Here is a 19678-nt window from a genome sequence, read left to right on the forward strand (position 1 = left end):
CGTTTATCAATCATGGCATTTGGGGTAGTACTCTATAGATGAAGTTATGTTCAGGTCGATCTATTCATACGGAATACATTCAGATTCTTATAAAGGAGGACATGTAATGTCGAAATCCATTACAGAGAGCCGATCTCTGTTCGAACAATTGTATACGCACGCACCAATCGGCATTGCTGTCGCATCGCATGTAAATGGACGGTGGTTGCAGCTTAATCCTGCATTTTGCGAGATGCTTGCATACAGTGAAGATGAACTGCTCGATACTTCAGTTGTACATATGATCTACGAAGAAGATCTGCACATGGAGGAATTCCGCAGCAAATTCTGGGAAATGACCCATAAAACAAGTGAGATGTACGAGACGGAGGTTCGCCTGAAACGCAAGGGCGGTTCGTTATTATGGGCAACCATTAGAGCTTGCATCGTACGGGATGAAACGAGTGGTGAACCTTTGTATCTGCTCGTACAAGCTGCTGATATTACGAAACAAAAAGATGCAGAGGAAATCCTCATTGTGCAACGTAAGCAATTGGAAGAGAGCAGTCGCATCTCTCGCCTGCTCGCGGAGTCTTCACTGGACTTGATTGCAATACATGATGCCGATTCCAGTCGTACATTTAAATATGTATCGAATGCATGTAAAAACATGTTGGGCTATGAGCCAGAAGAAATTATAGGTAAGCCGGGAACATTTGTTATCTATCCGGAGGATGTGCCTTTGGTTGAAGCGTACGTAGAAGAGCAGAGAAAGGGGCTGGCTCCCAAACGGATCAGTTATCGCCTGTTACATAAGGATGGATCTACGGTATGGGCAGATACAATTACACACTATGTATATGACAGTGCAGGTGAATTGATGGAGATCGTCGCCGTAACACGGGATATCACAGCCAGCCAGCAACAACAGTTAAGCATGCAGGAGTACAGATCGTTATTTGACTGTAATCCCCTAGGTGTGGCTTCTCTTGATCTGGAAGGGAATTTGCTGAAAGCCAATATGGGTCAGGAACAGTTGACAGGACACACCAAGGAGGAGTTGCTCAGTCGGCCTTTTGATCACCTCATTGATCCTGTGGATCTGGAGAAGACTCGATATCATTTTGAGGAAACGGTGAAGGGCACTGCACAGAGCTACGAGATAGGCTTGATCCACAAAAATGGACAGCGAATTGAAACCAATGTGATTAATGTTCCTATTATACTTGAGGAAAAAGTTGTAGGAGTCTATGGGATTACCAGTGACATTACAGAGTCCAAACGTTATGTCGAAGAAATCGAAAATCTTAGTTATGAACGGGCATTGATTTTGAATGGCATGTCTGAGGGTGTTATTGGACTGGACCTGGAAGGGAATCTGAACTTTGCCAATCCGGCCGCTGCGGAGATCATGAACTTCTGTCCAAGTGAAATGAACGGCAAACCTCTTGAACAGATGATGATCCAGATGCAGAGCGAAGGTATCCCTTACCCATCCAAGGATACACCCATTCTACAGGCTGTTCGTGAGGGACGAGGTCTGCCGCGTACCGAATCCGTTTTTTGGAGGCAGGATGGGTCAAGTTTCCTGGCGGAGTTCCAGTTGAAGCCGATTATTGATCAGGGTAGAACCCGCGGAGCAGTGATGGTTTTCCGTGATATGACATCTGTTAAGGACATCATACGTGCCAAAGAAGCAGCAGAGGATGCAGACCGAGCAAAGTCCGAATTTCTCGCCATCATGAGTCATGAGCTTCGTACGCCATTAAACGGCATCATGGGCATGGCCCATCTGTTAATGGAAACCGAGCTGGATGATGAACAGAAAGGTTTTGCGGAAATCATGATTGATAGCGGCGAATCCCTGTTGTACATTTTGAACGAAATTTTGGATTTCAGCAAAATCGAAGCAGGCAAAATGGATCTTGAGCGCGCACCTGTAGATATTAAGACGATGTTGGGTGGGGTGATCGAGCTGTTTGCACTGAAGGCCTCAGAGAAAAATATTGAACTCTATTGTGAAGTGTCGGATCACATTCCTGAACGCATTCGAGGGGATGAGACACGAATCCGGCAGATTTTGATTAATCTGGTGGGTAACGCTGTTAAATTCACAGAGCAGGGCCGTATTAAGGTGAGCGTAGGTGCTGATTACTCAGATGAGCATGGTCAGGATAACCTGATGTTGACCTTTAAGGTGAGAGATACGGGGATCGGCATTCCAATAGAAAAGCAGCATCAATTGTTCCAATCCTTCTCACAGCTTGATCCGGCCATCAATCGTAAGTTTGGCGGGACAGGTCTAGGCCTTGCGATCAGCAAAAAACTGGTGGAGTTAATGGGCGGAGCGATTGGCGTACAGAGTGAGATCGGTGAGGGGGCAGAATTCCAGTTCACCCTCGTAGTGGAGCGGTGGTTAGAGGAAAGTATTGACCCGATTGAAATCACCACGAATGAGGAATTGCAATTGGATCGGGCTAGTCTTGCCCATGACATCAAAATTTTGATTGCTGAGGATCAAGCGGTCAACAGTCATCTGTTGGAGGAGATGCTGCGCAAGTTTGGCGGAGTCTGTGATATCGTTGAGAATGGTGCACAGGCCGTCGATTCATTGAACCAGGTTCAATATGACCTGGTGTTTATGGATATTCAAATGCCAGTTATGGATGGGATTGAAGCTACCTGCCACATCAGACAGAGCCACCCAGACATACCGGTTATTGCAGCGATTACAGCTTTTGCAGGCGCTGGTGACCGTGAGGAGTGTCTGAAATGCGGGATGCAGGACTTTATCAGCAAACCGTTTCATTCCACGGAGATTAGCCGCGTACTGAATACATGGGTTCCATATATTCACTCTCAAAGGGTAACGTAACAGAAAAATAACCTGTGCCTTGAATTCAAGGTACAGGTTATTCTGTCATTTACGACCAGCCTCCGATTAAACCGGAGAGAGTCACACATTCGTCATCTTCCAAATCTGCAATCAGAGTGAGTTCTTCGTTGTCTTGTGGATCAACGGAGAATAATTCACGGCGTCCGTCCTCATGCACAATAATGACTAACTGATGGCCGCCCTTTGTATCAAACTGGTACTTAACTCCGATACCAGGTAGTGGGCATTCGCGGATATTCATGAAACCTGTCACCTCTTTAGCTTTGCTTAATAAAAAATTAACCGTTCACACAGTACGGATGTATTCTACTATCCATAACACCGTTTGGCAAGTCACAAATAAAATTGGTGTGAAGGAATTAATTTTTTCCGTGATGTGATCTTGCACTATGGCGCTGTCTGGCCCGTCTGCGACGAACAAAAAACCAAATGAGCAGAGCAACGATTAATAATAGGCCAATGACTGCAATGATGATGATGTTCCGGATATTGGGAACCTGTACAGTCAGATCCAGTTTATTCATCTGGAGGGGGGAAACGTGCCAAATAAGCGTTTTTCCGCCATCCTCCACCTGATCTGCATTGGAATCGGCTGCCTTGATGGGCAAAGACAACTTAAAGTCAAAGTTAACATCCTTTAACAAGAGGTTTTTAAGAAAGCTAGGCACCTTGTTCATTTGATTTTTGATCTCACCATCGGGCATGGACTCCATGAGATCGGCTTCTGCTGTAATGTGCATCTTGGAAGTGAAGAAGCCGGGTGAAGTTGATTGTTCAACTTTGATCCCTTGTGGTAACTCGGATGTATCAAAGCGGGTCGTATTGTTTTTTTCAAAATGAGTGGTCGCTGTGAGTTGCTTCTGATCGCCCTGTTCCGAAACCTCTGCCTGGAAGTTATTTCGATTCAATGCATCTGCGATCAGAGGCATGAGATTGTCTTGTCCAATTTTTCCAAGAGCGGAGTTCTTTACATTGAGATTGAGATCCAGATCCGTTGATCCATCCATATTCACCGTTAGATGGGCTTCTCCATCAGCACAGGCGGATAAAATCGATAACATAAGGGCTAATAAAACAGTAAGAAATAGCTGACGTAAGGGGATGCGAGTTGACATGTCTTTCAACCTTTCTGCGTAAAAATCCAAATTCCATTTCATAGAAGTATAGTATACACCGTAAGCACGGCGGATGAAACTTTGAACCGTGCAGTGAGGTACGTATGATTTAGTGTGATCGGGGAAATAATCCATTTATTAAAATTAAAGATTTCGTATTTTTGTCAATGTTCGGTCAATTCAAACGGCGCTTCACCGTGTACACTAGTAGTAGTGTGATGAATATACGGAAGCAGGGAGGTTACATTCATGACATATATCATTATTATGGCTGTTATTATGGTCGTGGGCATGGTCGGAATGGGCTGGTTCTATCAGATTATGGATAAAGACCAAAGCTAGTATTGTTTAATTGTGAAAAGAAGAGAGACAACCTATAAGCTGGCTTCGCTAACGCGAGGCGGGCTTATTTGTGTGGGGAAAAATTTTGAGGCACTGACCTTACATTAGCACGTAATATATGTAACCATTCAAGTTGTACAATTTGACCGATGGACAAATATTTTTCGTAAAGATGGGATTTTTTAGCCGCTCTTTTGTATAATAGGGGGTAGTTTAACTCGGGATACTCTCGAGATTCTGCCAAACAGGAAAGGGTGTACATAAATGAAATTTAGTGAGTATACGTATACACGTCCGAATCTGGAACACATCAAGACATCTTTCCGTGAGCTGTTGAGCGGTTTTGAAGCTGCGGCAACGGTTGAAGAACAGAGTGGGTTCATGGATCAGATTAACGCGCTGCGCAGTGATTTTGAGACACAAGCCCAATTGGTCTACATCCGTCATTCCATTGATACCAATGATGAGTTTTACAAGGCGGAGAACGAATTTCTGGACGAGAATGCACCCATTGTGCAGGAATATATTACGGATTTTTACCGTGCACTGGTTAACTCCAAATTCCGCAATGAATTGGAACAAAAATGGGGTTCACAGCTGTTCCAGCTGGCGGATCTTTCACTGAAAACATTCAGCCCGGAGATTATTGAAGAACTCCAGAAGGAGAACAAACTTTCCACAGAATACAATCAGTTGATTGCATCGGCCAAAATTCCGTTCGAAGGTGAAGAGCGCACGTTGCCACAGTTGCATCCATTTGAACTGTCCACGGATCGCTCCATGCGGGAGCGTGCTTCGGAAGCCAGATACACTTTCATGGCTGAACATGAAGCTGAATTCGATCGCATTTACGATGAACTGGTTAAAGTACGTACACAGATCGCGAAGAAACTGGGTTATCCAAGCTATGTCGAACTCGGCTATGATCGCATGAACCGTACGGATTACAACGCAGAGATGGTTGCCAACTTCCGTGCGCAAGTTCGTGATTATATCGTACCTGTGGCGACCAAGCTCAGAGAGCGTCAGCGTAATCGGATCGATGTGGATACGTTGTATTATTACGATCAGGGCTTCAGCTTCAAGACGGGTAACCCGACACCTAAAGGTGACGCGGACTGGATTATCGATAATGGTAAAAAAATGTACGCTGAATTATCACCAGAGACAGATGCATTTTTCCAGATGATGACCGAAAACGAGCTTATGGATCTGGTAAGCAAAAAAGGTAAGCAGGGCGGCGGATATTGTACGTTCCTGAACGATTACAAAGTGCCGTTTATCTTCTCCAACTTCAACGGTACCTCCGGTGATATTGATGTGTTGACACATGAAGCAGGTCATGCTTTCCAGGTGTATGAGAGCCGTGATTTTGCAGTGCCTGAATACAACTGGCCGACATATGAATCGGCTGAAATTCATTCCATGAGTATGGAGTTCTTCACATGGCCGTGGATGCAGTTGTTCTTCAAAGAAGATACGGACAAGTACAAGTTTGATCACCTGTCTTCTGGTCTATTGTTCATTCCGTATGGTGTAGCTGTGGATGAATTCCAGCATTTTGTGTATGCGAACCCGGATGCAACTCCAACGGAGCGCAAGCAGGCTTGGCGCAACATTGAGAAGACCTATCTGCCACACATCAATTACAAAGATAATGCGTATTTGGAGCAAGGTGGTTTCTGGCATAAACAGGGTCATATTTTCTCATCGCCATTCTATTACATTGACTATACGTTAGCACAAATCTGTGCATTCCAGTTCTGGAAACGCAGCAATGAGGACATGAAGTCCGCATGGGCCGACTATCTGACATTGTGCAAAGCGGGAGGAAGCCTGTCCTTCACCGGATTGGTTGAATTGGCTGGATTGAACTCTCCATTCGAGGATGGTTGTGTATCCTCCGTAATTGGCGATATTGAGGCATGGCTTGACGGTGTGAACGATAAGGCGCTGTAAGCTTTCGTAAGGATAAGGATGTTTCAATGAAAGTACCTTCGTAAGGTATAAGTAGTGGATAAAGCTTTAAAATTGATAGGCAAGACGGCTTGGATACCTTCGGGTGTCTGGGTCGTCTTTTTCATTACGGGTAAAAATCAACCTCCAGTGTAACATTTATCGGATTCATTGTGATTTATTTCACTATATCTGAAAACGGATTCAGTTACAATGGAGATAGTAAATCAGGGGTTACAGGAGGCTGGTTCAGATGGCAACACATGCATATTATGTTCCGCCCGTGAACTTGATGGGTAGAGGCTGTTTACAGGAAGCCGGTCAGATGATTGAACAGATGGGTATCCGCAAAGCGTTGGTCGTAAGTGATCGTCAATTGATTGCTTCAGGCGTTGCAGAGCAGGTACTGTCTATATTAAGAAAATCAGGGTTAGACTATGTCGTATATGATGAGGTTCAGCCTAATCCAACATGTCAGAATGTACATGACGGACTTCGAGTATTCCAGGATCATGGCTGTGACGCCATTATATCGATAGGCGGAGGTTCACCGCAGGATGCTGCCAAAGGCATTGGCATTGTAGCTACCAACGGTGGGCATATCCGTGAATATGAAGGATTGCATCAATCGAAACATAAGTCCGTGCCACTTGTGGCTGTTAACACAACGGCTGGCACATCGAGTGAGGTGACAATAAACTACGTGATTACAGATGAGGAACGTAAAGTGAAGATGGTGATGGTGGACCGTAATAGTCTGGTCTCCCTGTCGGTTAATGATCCGGAGTTAATGCTTAGCAAGCCAGCAAGTCTCACAGCGGCCACGGGAATGGATGCCTTGACTCATGCCGTGGAAGCGATGGTGACGCCTGGAGGGTTCACTGTGACAAGCGCAACAGCTGCTGCAGCTGTTGAACTGATCTTTGAATACTTGCCAAGAGCCGTGAGAGACGGCAGTGATCTGGAAGCGCGGGAACATATGACCTATGCGTGTTTCCTTGGCGGGATTGCTTTTAATAATGCGGGTCTGGGTTATGTTCATGCGATGGCGCATCAACTGGGTGGCGTATATGATCTGCCGCACGGTGTGTGTAACGCAATGTTACTCCCCTATGTGGAAGAGTTAAACGCCAAGCATGTACCCGGCAAATTCCGTCATATTGCTAAGGCAATTGGTATGGATGTGAAAGGCAGAAGCGATGAGGAATGTTCAGATTACGTCATTGAGGCCATACGTCAGCTATCAAAAGAAGTCGGGATCCCTGAGAAACTGTCTGAACTGGGTGTAAAAGATCCCGATGTGGAACTGCTTGCCGATAACGCGATGAAAGATGCATGTGCACCCGGCAATCCCTATCAACCGTCCAAGGATGAAGTGATGGAGCTGTTCCGCAAAATTATTTAGACTGATTCAGAAACGGATACACTAAAGTACAATCCTGTTGAAACTAGAGGATCATGGACCAAGCAGGGTCAGAATAACAGACAAAATGAGCCGGGATTGAAAGTCGGCTTTTTTGTCATGTGAACTCGTTCTTTTTACTTATTTTTTCCACTTAATGATTGCACAATAACTAAAGGATTTTGATTCCCTTTTATCGAATACAATATGAATAACAGCGGCACGAGAAAGGGTAATTTCACCCGCAACTTGATGTCGATGTTTTCCAGCAAGATTCCCCAGTCCGTTTCGTGTTTAATGTTAAATAGGAGTAGTCTATTACATTGTTCACGAGCTACACCTTAAGTTCTGCATCTAACATTCACCTCTGTAAGACAGTCAAGCAATTCTACACCGGCATCATCTCTTTTTCAGGCTTTACAATCCAAGAAGTTCAACTGCAACAAGATTCACCGGTTACACATCTGTACAGCATGCTCCTAATCAAGACAACAGTGTCCACACAACAGAATATCGATTATGGGCTCTGAAATGAATCAGAACGAATGCACGTGGAGGAGGCTGTAATGATGGCGAAAAAAGAAGTTGTAGCGATGCTACTTGCCGGAGGGCAAGGTAAGAGGTTAAAAGGATTAACGAAATCACTGGCTAAGCCAGCAGTATATTTTGGCGGTACGTACCGGATTATTGATTTTCCGCTAAGTAACTGCTCTAACTCGGGTATTGATACAGTGGGCGTATTAACTCAATATGAACCACTTGTCCTGCACTCCTATATTGGTATCGGCAGTGACTGGGATCTGGACCGTAAAAATGGCGGAGTATACGTACTTCCTCCCCATGAACGTGAAGACGGAAGCAGTTGGTACCGTGGAACAGCAGATGCCATCTTCCGTAACCTGAACTTTATTGAACAATTCGATCCTGAGCATGTGCTCATTCTGTCAGGGGATCATATCTATAAGATGGACTACGAAAAAATGCTCAAGTATCACAAAGATAAAGATGCGGATTGCACCATATCGGTCATTGATGTCTCATTGGAAGAAGCCAGCCGATTCGGGGTGCTGAACACCAACGATGACTATAGCATCTATGAATTTGAAGAAAAACCTCCTGAGCCCAAGAGCACACTGGCTTCCATGGGTATCTATCTCTTCAAGTGGGATGTACTGAAACGTTTCCTGATCCAGGATGAACAACAGGCATCCACCTCCTATGATTTTGGTAAAGATATTATTCCTTTGTTGCTTGAAAACGAAAAATCCTTATATGCATATCCATTTGAAGGTTATTGGAAAGACGTTGGTACCATTCGCAGTCTGTGGGAATCCAATATGGACCTGTTGGACGAAGACACACCATTTAATCTGAATGATCCGGACTGGCGTATTTTCACACGTAATCCGAACCAACCTGCACAATATATCTCACCTTCGGGCAAGGTACGGAATTGTATTATTAGTGAAGGCACAGTAGTGCATGGTGAGGTCAACCATTCTGTTCTGTTCTACGGAATTGAAGTTGGTGAGAACAGTGCTGTCATCGATTCGGTGATCATGCCAAGAGTGAAAATCGGGCAAAATGTACGCATTTATCGAGCTATTATCGCAGAAGGATTGGTTATTCCCGATGGAACACAGATTTCGCCTGCACCGGAAGATGAGAGTGATATATTGCTCGTGGATCAGGAAGAACTGGAACGTCAGCTTCGCCAAGGAATAACCAGCAAGGCCTAATTGAAGTCAAAAGGACGGTGCATGCGATGAAACAATTGATTGGAGTTATTAACCTTGACCATGAACTTGAGGAATTGAAGGAATTGACGTACTTTCGCTGCGGAGCCGCGGTGCCTTATGCCGGGCGTTACCGTCTGATCGATTTTGTACTATCCAATATGATGAATGCAGGAATCGAGAGTATTGGTGTGTTTGTCCGTCGCAAGTATCGCTCTCTGATGGACCATCTTGGTGACGGTAAGCCTTGGGATTTGGATCGCAAGCATGGGGGCATGTTTATTTTGCCACCAGACTGGAATGATCCAACAGATACATCACAAGGTGATTTGCAGCATTTCCATAACAATTTGGACTTTTTCCACAGAGGGGCAGGGCAATATGTTGTGCATGCGGGCAGTCGCCATGTAACCAAAGCAGACCTCCAGGATGTCTACAGGTATCACATCAGTAAAGGAGCTGACGTTACACTGGTCTGCAAAAAGGTAGATCAGCTGCTTCCTGAGCATGACGCCTGTGTCAAAGTTGATCATGACGGTGACGGTAACGTGGTGGACATTCACCAAAGCGCTAATCACCCGAATATATATACAGAAATTTTCATCATGGAAAAAGAATTGTTCTTGCGCCAGGTGCAGCGTTGTATTGATCATGGCGAGAGCCATTTCTTCCGGGATGTGATTCAAAAAAATCCGGATGGATTGAATATCGCTGCCTATGCATATGATGGCTATCACGCAGTCATCAATTCCATTGACAGTTATTATCGTAACAGTATGGATCTGCTGAACACAGGGCAATATGAACAACTGTTCAAGGAAGATCCGATCCAGACCAAAATTAAATACGAAGCGCCTGCCAAATACCTGGATACCGCCGATGTTAAACATTCACTTCTCGCGAATGGCTGCATTGTGGGTGGAGAGGTGGAGGACAGCATTCTGTTCCGTGGTGTACAGGTGGCCAAAGGTGCCAAAATCAAAGGTTCCATCATCATGCAGAAATGTTACATTGGTGAGGGGACGGTCCTTGAGAATGTCATTCTCGATAAAGACGTGAGGCTGACCGGAGGACAGACGCTGATCGGTGACCCGTCGAATCCATACATTTTAGCGAAAAGTACTATTATCTAATGCCCACACGTAACCGATATCTTCTATAAATATATATAAAATAAAAATCCTGTAGGATGGATTTAAGGTTCATACACTTTCTAAGCATCGGGCCACTGCTAGAGCTCCCTCATACGTGCAAACGTAGTGGAGGAGACGAAATCGATTCTGAAGAAGCGAAGCGTTCGCCTTTATCCCCGGATTTCCCCTTTTAAAAAAGGAATCAAAAAAATCTGGGGATAACAGCGATCATAAGAACGATTCGTCACCGGAACGGGCTTTTAGCCGAAAGTGTAGCACTTAAAGGTTTGGCACTCATGTGCAACTGAGTGTATGAACTGCCACCATCCTGCAGGATTTCCCCGGGAGGAACCTACTTTTGTTTGACAACAAAGAAACGTTCAAGAGTATATTTACACGGAATCTGGTCAGCAAATTGGGCAAACCGATTGAAGAAGCAACACAGGAAGACGTGTACCACGTACTGGGAAGCATGATCCGTGAATATGCAGGCCAGGATTGGGCAGCGTCGAATCAGGGGTTCAAGCAGCGCCAGGATAAACAGGTCTATTACTTCTCGCTGGAATTCCTGATTGGACGTCTGCTCGGGAACAATCTGCTGAATGTGAATGAATTGGAATTGGTGCGTGACAGTTTAGCTGAGCTGGGCTTCTCCTTGGAAGAGATAGAAGAACAGGAGGCGGATGCAGGACTCGGTAATGGAGGTCTGGGACGACTTGCTGCCTGTTTCCTGGATTCACTTGCATCACTCCGATATGCAGGACATGGTTGCGGGATTCGTTATAAATACGGTTTGTTTGAGCAAAAAATCATCAATGGTAATCAGGTAGAGTTACCCGACAATTGGCTGGATAAGGGCAATGAATGGGAAGTCCGCCGTCCAGACAAAAAGGTGGAAGTACAGTTCTGGGGCCGGGTAGAAGCTCATGAGCAGGATGGAGAATATCAGTTTGTTACAAAAGATGCCGAATCGGTTGTCGCCATTCCCTATGACGTGCCTGTCATCGGTTATGGTGAAACCCATGTGAACACATTGCGTCTATGGAGTGCCGAGCCAAAGCGCGAGACTTCACTCGATACCCCTTCGAACTATTACGGCTATCTGGATTATAGCCGTTCGGTTGAATCGATCTCGGAGTTTTTATATCCAGATGATTCCCAGTACGAAGGAAAGTTGCTGCGCTTGAAGCAGCAATACTTCATGTGCTCAGCAGGTGTACAGAGCGCCTTGCGTACGTTCAACAAGCTGGAGCTACCATATGATCGTTTGCCAGATAAAGTGGCCTTCCACATTAATGACACGCATCCAACCTTGGTTATACCAGAACTGATGCGCATTCTGATTGATGTGAAGGGGTATGGCTGGGATGAAGCATGGGATATTACAACCCGTACTGTATCGTATACCAATCATACAACGCTTAGTGAGGCGCTTGAGAAGTGGCCTGTATCCATGATCAGCAGGCTGCTGCCACGAATCTACATGATTATTGAAGAGATCAATAAACGCTTCTGTGGCATGCTGCTGGACCGGTATCCGGGAGATCAGGATCGCATAGGGCATTTGGCTATTGTTGCAAACGATCAGGTACGGATGGCGCATCTGGCGATTGTAGGCAGTCATAGCGTGAATGGTGTTGCTGCTTTGCACACCGAGATTTTGAAAGAGCGCGAGATGGCTCCGTTCTATGCACTGTATCCAGAGCGTTTCAATAATAAAACCAATGGTATCACCCATCGCCGCTGGTTGATGCATGCCAATCCAAAACTGTCGGATCTGATTACGGATACAATCGGTAACGATTGGATAACAGAGCCGGGCAAGCTGGACCTGTTGGCTGGCTTTGCGGATAATACATCATTTCAGGAGCAGTTCCGTTTGATTAAGCGGGATAACAAGGAGCGGCTTGCTGCGTATATTCTGGATCATACCGGGACAGCAGTGAATCCGGATTCCATCTTTGATGTACAGGTGAAGAGGCTGCACGGGTACAAACGTCAACTGTTGAACATTCTGCATGTTATGCATCTGTATAACCGGCTTAAGAATGATGCTTCGTTTGATATGGTGCCACGTACGTTCATCTTTGGTGCCAAGGCAGCGCCGAGTTATTATTTTGCCAAGAAAATTATTAAGCTGATCAACACCGTGGCTGACACAGTGAATCGGGATGCGGCCGTAAATGACCGCTTGAAGGTATTTTTCCTCGAAAATTATTCCGTCTCTCTCGCAGAGAAGATCATTCCCGCTGCGGATGTTAGTGAACAGATCTCAACCGCAGGCAAGGAAGCTTCCGGTACGGGCAACATGAAGTTTATGATGAACGGTGCTTTAACGATTGGCACGATGGATGGAGCCAACGTGGAGATGGCGGAGCAGGTTGGGGAAGAAAATATGTTCATCTACGGTCTGCGTGCAGACGAAGTGCTTGAGTATTATCGTTCGGGCAGCTATCGTCCGAATGAGATTGTGCAGCACGATGAACGCATTCGCGAGGTCGTGGAGCAATTAGTGCATCCAGGTGCATTCTGTTATCGTGATGGGGAGTTCTGGGATATTTATGACTCCTTGCTGGCCCATGGTGACGAATATTTTGTATTGCGTGATTTTGCTGCTTATGCTGACGCGCATGCTGCGATTGACCAGGCGTATCGGGATATTCCGGGCTGGACCCGGAAAGCGATATTAAACACGGCTCATTCCGGCATATTCTCAAGTGATCGTACCATTAGTGAGTATGCGACAGATATCTGGGGTATTCACCCCGTGTCCGGGAACTGGAAAGGGTAAGAATAGATTGTTAAACAAACAAGTCCCCTTGTTCACAAGAGCCATCTCTGCTGGTAAATCAACCAGCGTAGAGAGCATCTCCTTGTAGAACAAGGGGATTTTGGCATACAGTGTTTCATAGTATCATTCAACTTGAAGAGAACCGCAACTCGCGTATCTTTCATCATACAAGTTCGCACACAAAATCAAAAAAAAGATCTGGATCTCAGTCATACTACATAAGAAGTCGTTTGATATTTTGAATTAGATAGGGGAGCCGTCACTATGGATCATTACACACAAATTCAGCTTGCTATTGAGTATTTGGAGCAGCATTTGCAAGATGATTTTAATATCAGAGAGACGTCCGCTGCTGCGAACTTTTCGGCGTTTCATTTTCAGCGTTTATTCCAGGCGATCACCGGATTTACGGTACTTGAATATGTGCGCAGACGAAGATTAACGGAAGCTGCAGGGATGCTGCGGGGCACATCGGAAGGCATATTGGACATTGCGATGAGCTTTGGCTATCAATCCCAGGAGGCCTTCACCCGTGCATTTTCAACCTACTTTGGAATGACACCCGCGAAGCTGCGTAAGCTGGAAGCGGAGCAGTTGTCTCTTTTGAAGATGCAACAGAGCATTGATTTTAATGATTATCGAACTTCACTTGGTGGAACATTCCACATGAACACACCCCGTCTGGTCACATTGGCACCGAACTGGATCATCGGCTATGAATATAAGACCAACCTGAATGACAATCAGCATTATGCTGAAATACCCGGATTTTATCACGATTTTGGCATGGAACAAAAATTCATGGCAATCCCGGAGAGGACACGCCCTGATATGGCTTATGGTGTGGCCTGTCATTTTGAAGAGGATGGAGCATTTTCTTTTATTGTGGGTGAAGAAAGCAGTGGAGCATCCCAGGTACTTGAACCCGGTTTTACTTCGATTGAAATTCCGGGCGGCTTGTATGCAGAGTTCACCGTGGAAGGCTCCGGGCAGGATATTCGGAAAATGATCTATGGCAGTTGGTTGCCTCAGTCGAACTATGAACGTAGGGAAGGGCCGGACTTTGAAGTGACGGATGTCTGGAAATCGACCCCTGAACAACTGGACATGAAGATCTATATCCCGTTAAAATAGACCTTACCGCTTCGCGGAAATCAAGGTCGGAGGACGGATGGATGAGCGAAAAGTCGTGGCTCCACTCCAAGTGGATGCTGACCATTGTTGCTTGCATGGCAGCGCTCTATATACTGATTATGGGCATTTTACTGTTTGTCAGTGGACGAACACCTAGCATGTATTATCAATATAATCTCGTACCCTTCGAGACGATTCGTCCACTTCTTATGGAGAGGGAGAGGTACAATACAGATACCTGGGTCAAAAATTTGTTTGGAAATATCGTATTGTTCATTCCGCTGGGCATCTGGATCCCATGGTTGTTTCGGAGGTGCCGCACATTCCTGACATTTACATCTACAGTTGTTTTGCTTCTGCTGGGGGTCGAGGTCACACAATTGATTACACGTGTAGGTTCGTTTGATGTGGATGACATTATTCTGAACATGATCGGTGCCTGGATAGGTTACGCCGGATATAAGTTAGTCTTATGTTCACAAAAAAGGACTCGGAATTGAACCGCAGATCGCGGTCCATGACCGGGTCTTTTTTGCATAAGAACCCTTTCTAATGTTTACAAGGGAATCATTTCGGATAAAACATATTAACGGCTTAATATAGTGAACAGAGATTATATATAAATTGAACTAAACATTTACACGAAACGGAGAGGACAGAAATAACCTGAAGAAGCAATCAGCGTTCGCCTTTATACCCGGATTTTCCCCTTATAAGGGGAATTCATAAAATCTGGGGATAACAGCGGTCGGAAGGTTATTCTGTCATCGGAGTATCCAGTATAAATATGCTTTAGTTCAATTTATATATTGGATAAAGATGAGAGCGAGGTGGGCGATATCGTTTGGTGGAAAGAGAGTGTGGTATACCAGATTTACCCGAGCAGCTTTAAAGATTCGGACGGGGATGGATATGGCGACTTGCAGGGAATCTATGAGAAGCTCGATTATTTGGAGAATTTGGGCGTAGATGTGATTTGGCTCTGTCCCATTTATGATTCACCAGGACATGATAACGGATATGATATCCGGGATTACTACGGCATTTTACGCAAGTATGGCACGATGGAGGATTTTGATCGATTATTGGCAGAGGCCCACAAGCGTGGTCTCAAGATCATGATGGACCTGGTGCTGAATCATACGTCGGATGAACATGCGTGGTTTGCTGAATCGCGTTCATCAAAGATGAATCCGAAACGGGATTATTATATTTGGCGTTCAGGCAAAAATGGGCAGGTGCCGAATAATTGGGAGTCCTATTTTGGGGGTTCGGTGTGGAAGCATGATCCCGAGACAAATGAATATTATCTACATCTGTATTCGGAACAGCAACCCGATCTCAACTGGAACAATGCACAGATGGCAGAAGAGATGTATGAGATGGTGCATTGGTGGCTGGAAAAAGGGGTAGACGGATTCCGTTTCGATGCAGTAGCGCATATTGCCAAGGCAGAGGGTCTGCCAAGTGCACACAATCCGGATAATCTGCCGGTAGTTCCAGCGTATCAGCTCTTTTCCAACTTGGAACAGGTACATTCCATCCTGAAGAAACTGAATAACATGATCCTGAAACCTTACGGGCCCATGACGGTTGGCGAGACTTCGGGACTTGGGCCTGAACAGGCCTTGGCTTATGTCGGGACGGATCGTGACGAGCTTAATATGGTATTCCAGTTTGAGCATATGTTCATCGATGCCAAATCTTCCGGAATCGGTAAGTGGAACTATAAGGAATGGAAATTGACCGATCTCAAAGAAATCATGAGCCGGTGGCAAACGGTTTTGCATGGTAGAGGTTGGAACGCCAATTATATGGGTAACCATGATCAGCCACGCCCGGTTTCCCGTTTTGGTGATGATGGTAAATATCGGGTGCGTTCTGCTCAGATGCTGGCGACGTGGATGCTTACACTTGAAGGAACACCCTACATCTATCAGGGAGAAGAGATCGGCATGACCAATGTCGCTTTCCCGGATATCGAGCAATATCGGGATATTGAGACGAAAAATTATTATAATCATTACATTGGTCAAGGTAAGTCGAAGCATGAAGTCATGCAGGCGATTTGGTTGAAGAGTCGCGATAATGCCCGCACGCCGATGCAATGGGATGATACGGAACACGCTGGATTTACCCAAGGTCAGCCTTGGATACAGGTGAATGATAATTATCCCGAGATTAATGTAGCTGATGCAGAAAGTGATCCGCAATCCATTTTGCATTATTACAGGAAGCTGATTGCGCTTCGCAAACAACATAAAGTGCTTATCTATGGCGCGTATGAACTACTGCTGCCGGATGATCCGGATATCTATGCCTATACACGAACGCTGGATGATGAGCAGATGTTGGTCATTCTGAATTTCCGTGGGCATGAGCCTGAGATGCACTGGCCGGAAGGCTGGAATTCCGAGCATGTCAAGCTGATCATCAGCAATGTAAGCAGACGATATTCTACCGATGAAGGTGCGATTCAGCTTCAGCCGTATGAAGCAAGAGTATATCGTAAGCAGCGGTGAGACGGAGGCTAGCATGATTTTGCGTTGGTGATGAGGTATGATTTATAATAAATAGTGGTTTTCAAAATAATCAAAACATATGTCGGGAGGAATCCAAGTTGTTGAATATTACGTTCCACGGTCACTCCAGTGTACAGCTGAGCACAGAAGAAAAGTCTCTGATCATTGATCCCTTCCTGCGTGGCAACGAGCTTGCCGTCACGAAGCCTGAAGATATTAAGACCGATGTTGTGTTGCTGACACATGCACATATGGATCACATCCTCGATGCTGAGCCTATTGCCAAAGCGAATAACGCCAAAGTTGTCGCTATTGTGGAATTGGCTACATATATGTCTTGGAAGGGTCTGGATACACTTGGCATGAACATGGGCGGAACGGTAGATCTTGATTTCGCTCAAGCCAAAATGATTCAGGCGTTCCATACTTCCGGGATTGTGCTCGAAGAAGAACAACGGATCATGTATGCAGGGTTGCCTGCTGGATATATCATTACTATTGGTGGTAAAACGATTTTGCATGCCGGAGACACAAGTCTCTTCGGGGATATGAAAATGATCGGTGATCGTCATGATATCGATGTTGCCTTCTTGCCGATTGGTGGACATTTCACCATGGGACCTGAGGATGCGCTGCAAGCGGCCGAATGGTTTAATGCCAAACTGACCATTCCGGTTCATTATGATACATTCCCGGTGATTCGTCAGGATGCGGAACACTTCGTGCAACAACTGGCTGCAAGAGGGTTGGAAGGACGTGTGCTGGCCCCGGGAGAATCTATTACCCTATGATGCACATTTAACCCCTGTTCAATAAAAAATGGATTTAGGGATAAAGACGAATATCACGTCAAGATAACTGACGTGATATTCGTCTTTTTTCGGTTCCAGGTTCAATTTTCACCGATAGAGTTGGTACAAATGACAAAAACATTGAAATTCCATTGTTGAACTCTCGTTTAGAATGATATAAAAAGTTACACGGAAACCAAACGGAAATCCGAATTGACCGCAAACAGGGGGAGCGTTCATGTCATTTATGAAATCATTATTTTTTCAAATTATTGTAGCGGTAATCATCGGGATTGGCGTTGGCATTCTGTGGCCGGATCTGGGTAGCTTGCTGCAACCGCTCGGAACAGGTTTCATCAAATTGATTAAGATGATCATCGCACCACTGATTTTCATGGTGATTGTAACAGGCATTGCCAAGATCGGTGATCTGAAGTCGGTAGGTCGCATCGGGCTGAAAGCTATCGTGTGGTTCGAGATTGCAACTACAGTGGCGCTGGTACTTGGACTGGGAACAGCCAATCTGCTTCGCCCCGGTGCCGGAATGAACGTGGACCCTTCAACCATAGACGCAAGCGGCATTGAAGCAAAAACCAATGGTTCCGAGTTACCGCATACGGTAGACTTTATCATGAATATTATTCCGACAAGTATTGTAGATGCCTTTGCACAAAATGCACTACTGCAAGTATTGCTCGTGGCATGCCTGTTCGGGGTTGCACTGGCAGCAACCGAGAGTAAGGCAAAAGAGAATGTACTGACGCTGATTGAGAACCTGCTCGGAATTGTGTTCCGCATCATTGGTTATATCATGAAACTAGCACCGATTGGTGCATTTGGAGCCATGGCCTATACGGTTGGTGCCTATGGGGCTTCCACATTATCATCCTTTGGTCTGCTAATTCTGGCCTGTTATGGCGCAGCACTGCTGTTTCTGGTCATGCTGGCATTGGCTGCCTGGTGGATTACCGGGCTAAATTTCCTGCAATTTGTGAAATATACCCGTTCTGAAGTGATGCTGGCGATTGGAACCGGATCATCGGAAGTGGTGATGCCACGCATGATGGACAAACTAACCAAGGCGGGATGCGATCGTGCGGTTGTGGGTCTTGTGGTGCCGACGGGGTACTCGTTCAATCTGGATGGCGCTTCAATCTATTTATCATTGGCAACGGTATTTGTTGCTCAAGCCGTAGGGATTGAATTGACCTTGATGCAGCAGATTACGATTCTGCTGGTGCTAATGTTAAGCTCCAAAGGCATGGCAGGAGTACCTGGCTCCGCATTCTTGGCCCTGTCTGCAACGGCAGTGGCTGTCAATGCTTTTCCGGTAGCAGCGGTTGCTCTACTGCTTGGTGCAGATCGATTCATGGATACAATGCGTGTATTCACCAACCTGATGGGCAACTGTGTCGCAGCATTTGTGGTGGCAAAATGGGAAGGTCTGCTGGATCAGAAGCGAATGCGTGCCGTACTCTCTGGTGAGATCAGTGTTGCTGAACTGGAAAGGGAAGAGCAAGCTGCACTATCTTTATTGAAGTTGAATATGCAGGAAAAACAAGGGAAAGCCGTAGTTTCACCGGAGATGTCGTAAGAGGCGTGGCTCCGCTGTGGTGATTAAGTCAAGACAACAACTTTATAATAACAATCCATTACAACAGTAAAAAACAGTAGAATACATTTAAAAAGTTCAACCAAGTTCAACCAAGTTAGACCGTCTGTTGCCCGCACCAATGGTGGGAAGAACAGACGGTTTCTTGTTGTCTCAATACAGATATCATTGGGTTCACGAACGCTGGTTCCAAAATAAATGTTACAGAGGAAAGATTTATGGGGAATGTGTAGAAGAGGCGAAGAATATACATATTATAGTTTCAACTT

The 19678-nt window shown here is 45.5% G+C and carries 13 protein-coding genes; 11 read left to right on the forward strand and 2 right to left on the reverse strand.

Annotation, left to right across the window (positions count from 1 at the left end):
• Positions 1-106: 106 nt before the first annotated feature.
• Entirely contained in the window at positions 107-2854 is a 2748-nt protein-coding gene (locus F0220_RS12705) for a PAS domain-containing hybrid sensor histidine kinase/response regulator (RefSeq protein WP_181155356.1), read from the forward strand.
• 49 nt (positions 2855-2903) lie between these two features.
• Here F0220_RS12705 and F0220_RS12710 read toward each other — a convergent pair whose 3' ends face one another.
• Positions 2904-3116 (reverse strand): cation:proton antiporter regulatory subunit, encoded by a 213-nt coding sequence (locus F0220_RS12710; protein WP_017688899.1) that lies wholly within the window; start codon positions 3114-3116, stop codon positions 2904-2906.
• A gap of 118 nt (positions 3117-3234) precedes the next feature.
• The gene (locus tag F0220_RS12715; RefSeq protein WP_181155358.1) at positions 3235-3990 is read right to left on the reverse strand and encodes a DUF3153 domain-containing protein; all 756 of its coding nucleotides are present in this window, start codon (positions 3988-3990) and stop codon (positions 3235-3237) included.
• Between the two features lie 606 nt (positions 3991-4596).
• On the opposite strand from F0220_RS12715, the gene F0220_RS12720 reads away from it, so the two are divergent.
• The 10 genes from F0220_RS12720 (at position 4597) to dctA (ending at position 19391) form a co-directional block, all read left to right on the forward strand.
• Positions 4597-6291: a M3 family oligoendopeptidase gene (locus F0220_RS12720; protein WP_076217123.1), complete on the forward strand. Its 1695-nt coding sequence runs from the start codon at positions 4597-4599 to the stop codon at positions 6289-6291.
• Between the two features lie 250 nt (positions 6292-6541).
• A complete protein-coding gene (locus F0220_RS12725; protein ID WP_105598364.1) occupies positions 6542-7693 on the forward strand; it encodes an iron-containing alcohol dehydrogenase in 1152 nt (383 codons plus the stop codon).
• A 566-nt stretch (positions 7694-8259) separates the two neighbouring features.
• Positions 8260-9429, forward strand: a complete 1170-nt coding sequence (locus tag F0220_RS12730) for a glucose-1-phosphate adenylyltransferase (protein WP_091016914.1) — start codon at positions 8260-8262, stop codon at positions 9427-9429.
• Between the two features lie 26 nt (positions 9430-9455).
• Positions 9456-10559, forward strand: coding sequence for a glucose-1-phosphate adenylyltransferase subunit GlgD (gene glgD, locus F0220_RS12735; RefSeq protein WP_074094772.1), 1104 nt, complete (start codon positions 9456-9458; stop codon positions 10557-10559).
• 358 nt (positions 10560-10917) lie between these two features.
• The gene (locus F0220_RS12740; protein WP_105598365.1) at positions 10918-13350 is read left to right on the forward strand and encodes a glycogen/starch/alpha-glucan phosphorylase; all 2433 of its coding nucleotides are present in this window, start codon (positions 10918-10920) and stop codon (positions 13348-13350) included.
• Between the two features lie 264 nt (positions 13351-13614).
• The gene (locus F0220_RS12745) at positions 13615-14484 is read left to right on the forward strand and encodes an effector binding domain-containing protein (protein WP_091016912.1); all 870 of its coding nucleotides are present in this window, start codon (positions 13615-13617) and stop codon (positions 14482-14484) included.
• A gap of 41 nt (positions 14485-14525) precedes the next feature.
• Positions 14526-14984, forward strand: a complete 459-nt coding sequence (locus F0220_RS12750; RefSeq protein ID WP_105598366.1) for a VanZ family protein — start codon at positions 14526-14528, stop codon at positions 14982-14984.
• Between the two features lie 309 nt (positions 14985-15293).
• On the forward strand, positions 15294-17006 hold the full coding sequence (locus F0220_RS12755; protein WP_374954381.1) for a glycoside hydrolase family 13 protein: 1713 nt from the start codon (positions 15294-15296) through the stop codon (positions 17004-17006).
• A gap of 98 nt (positions 17007-17104) precedes the next feature.
• On the forward strand, positions 17105-17797 hold the full coding sequence (locus F0220_RS12760; protein ID WP_105598368.1) for a metal-dependent hydrolase: 693 nt from the start codon (positions 17105-17107) through the stop codon (positions 17795-17797).
• Positions 17798-18035: 238 nt separating this feature from the next.
• On the forward strand, positions 18036-19391 hold the full coding sequence (dctA, locus tag F0220_RS12765; RefSeq protein WP_105598369.1) for a C4-dicarboxylate transporter DctA: 1356 nt from the start codon (positions 18036-18038) through the stop codon (positions 19389-19391).
• The last annotated feature ends 287 nt before the right edge of the window (positions 19392-19678 follow it).

The sequence above is a fragment of the Paenibacillus sp. 37 genome (genome assembly GCF_008386395.1).
GTDB classification, from domain to species: domain Bacteria; phylum Bacillota; class Bacilli; order Paenibacillales; family Paenibacillaceae; genus Paenibacillus; species Paenibacillus amylolyticus_B.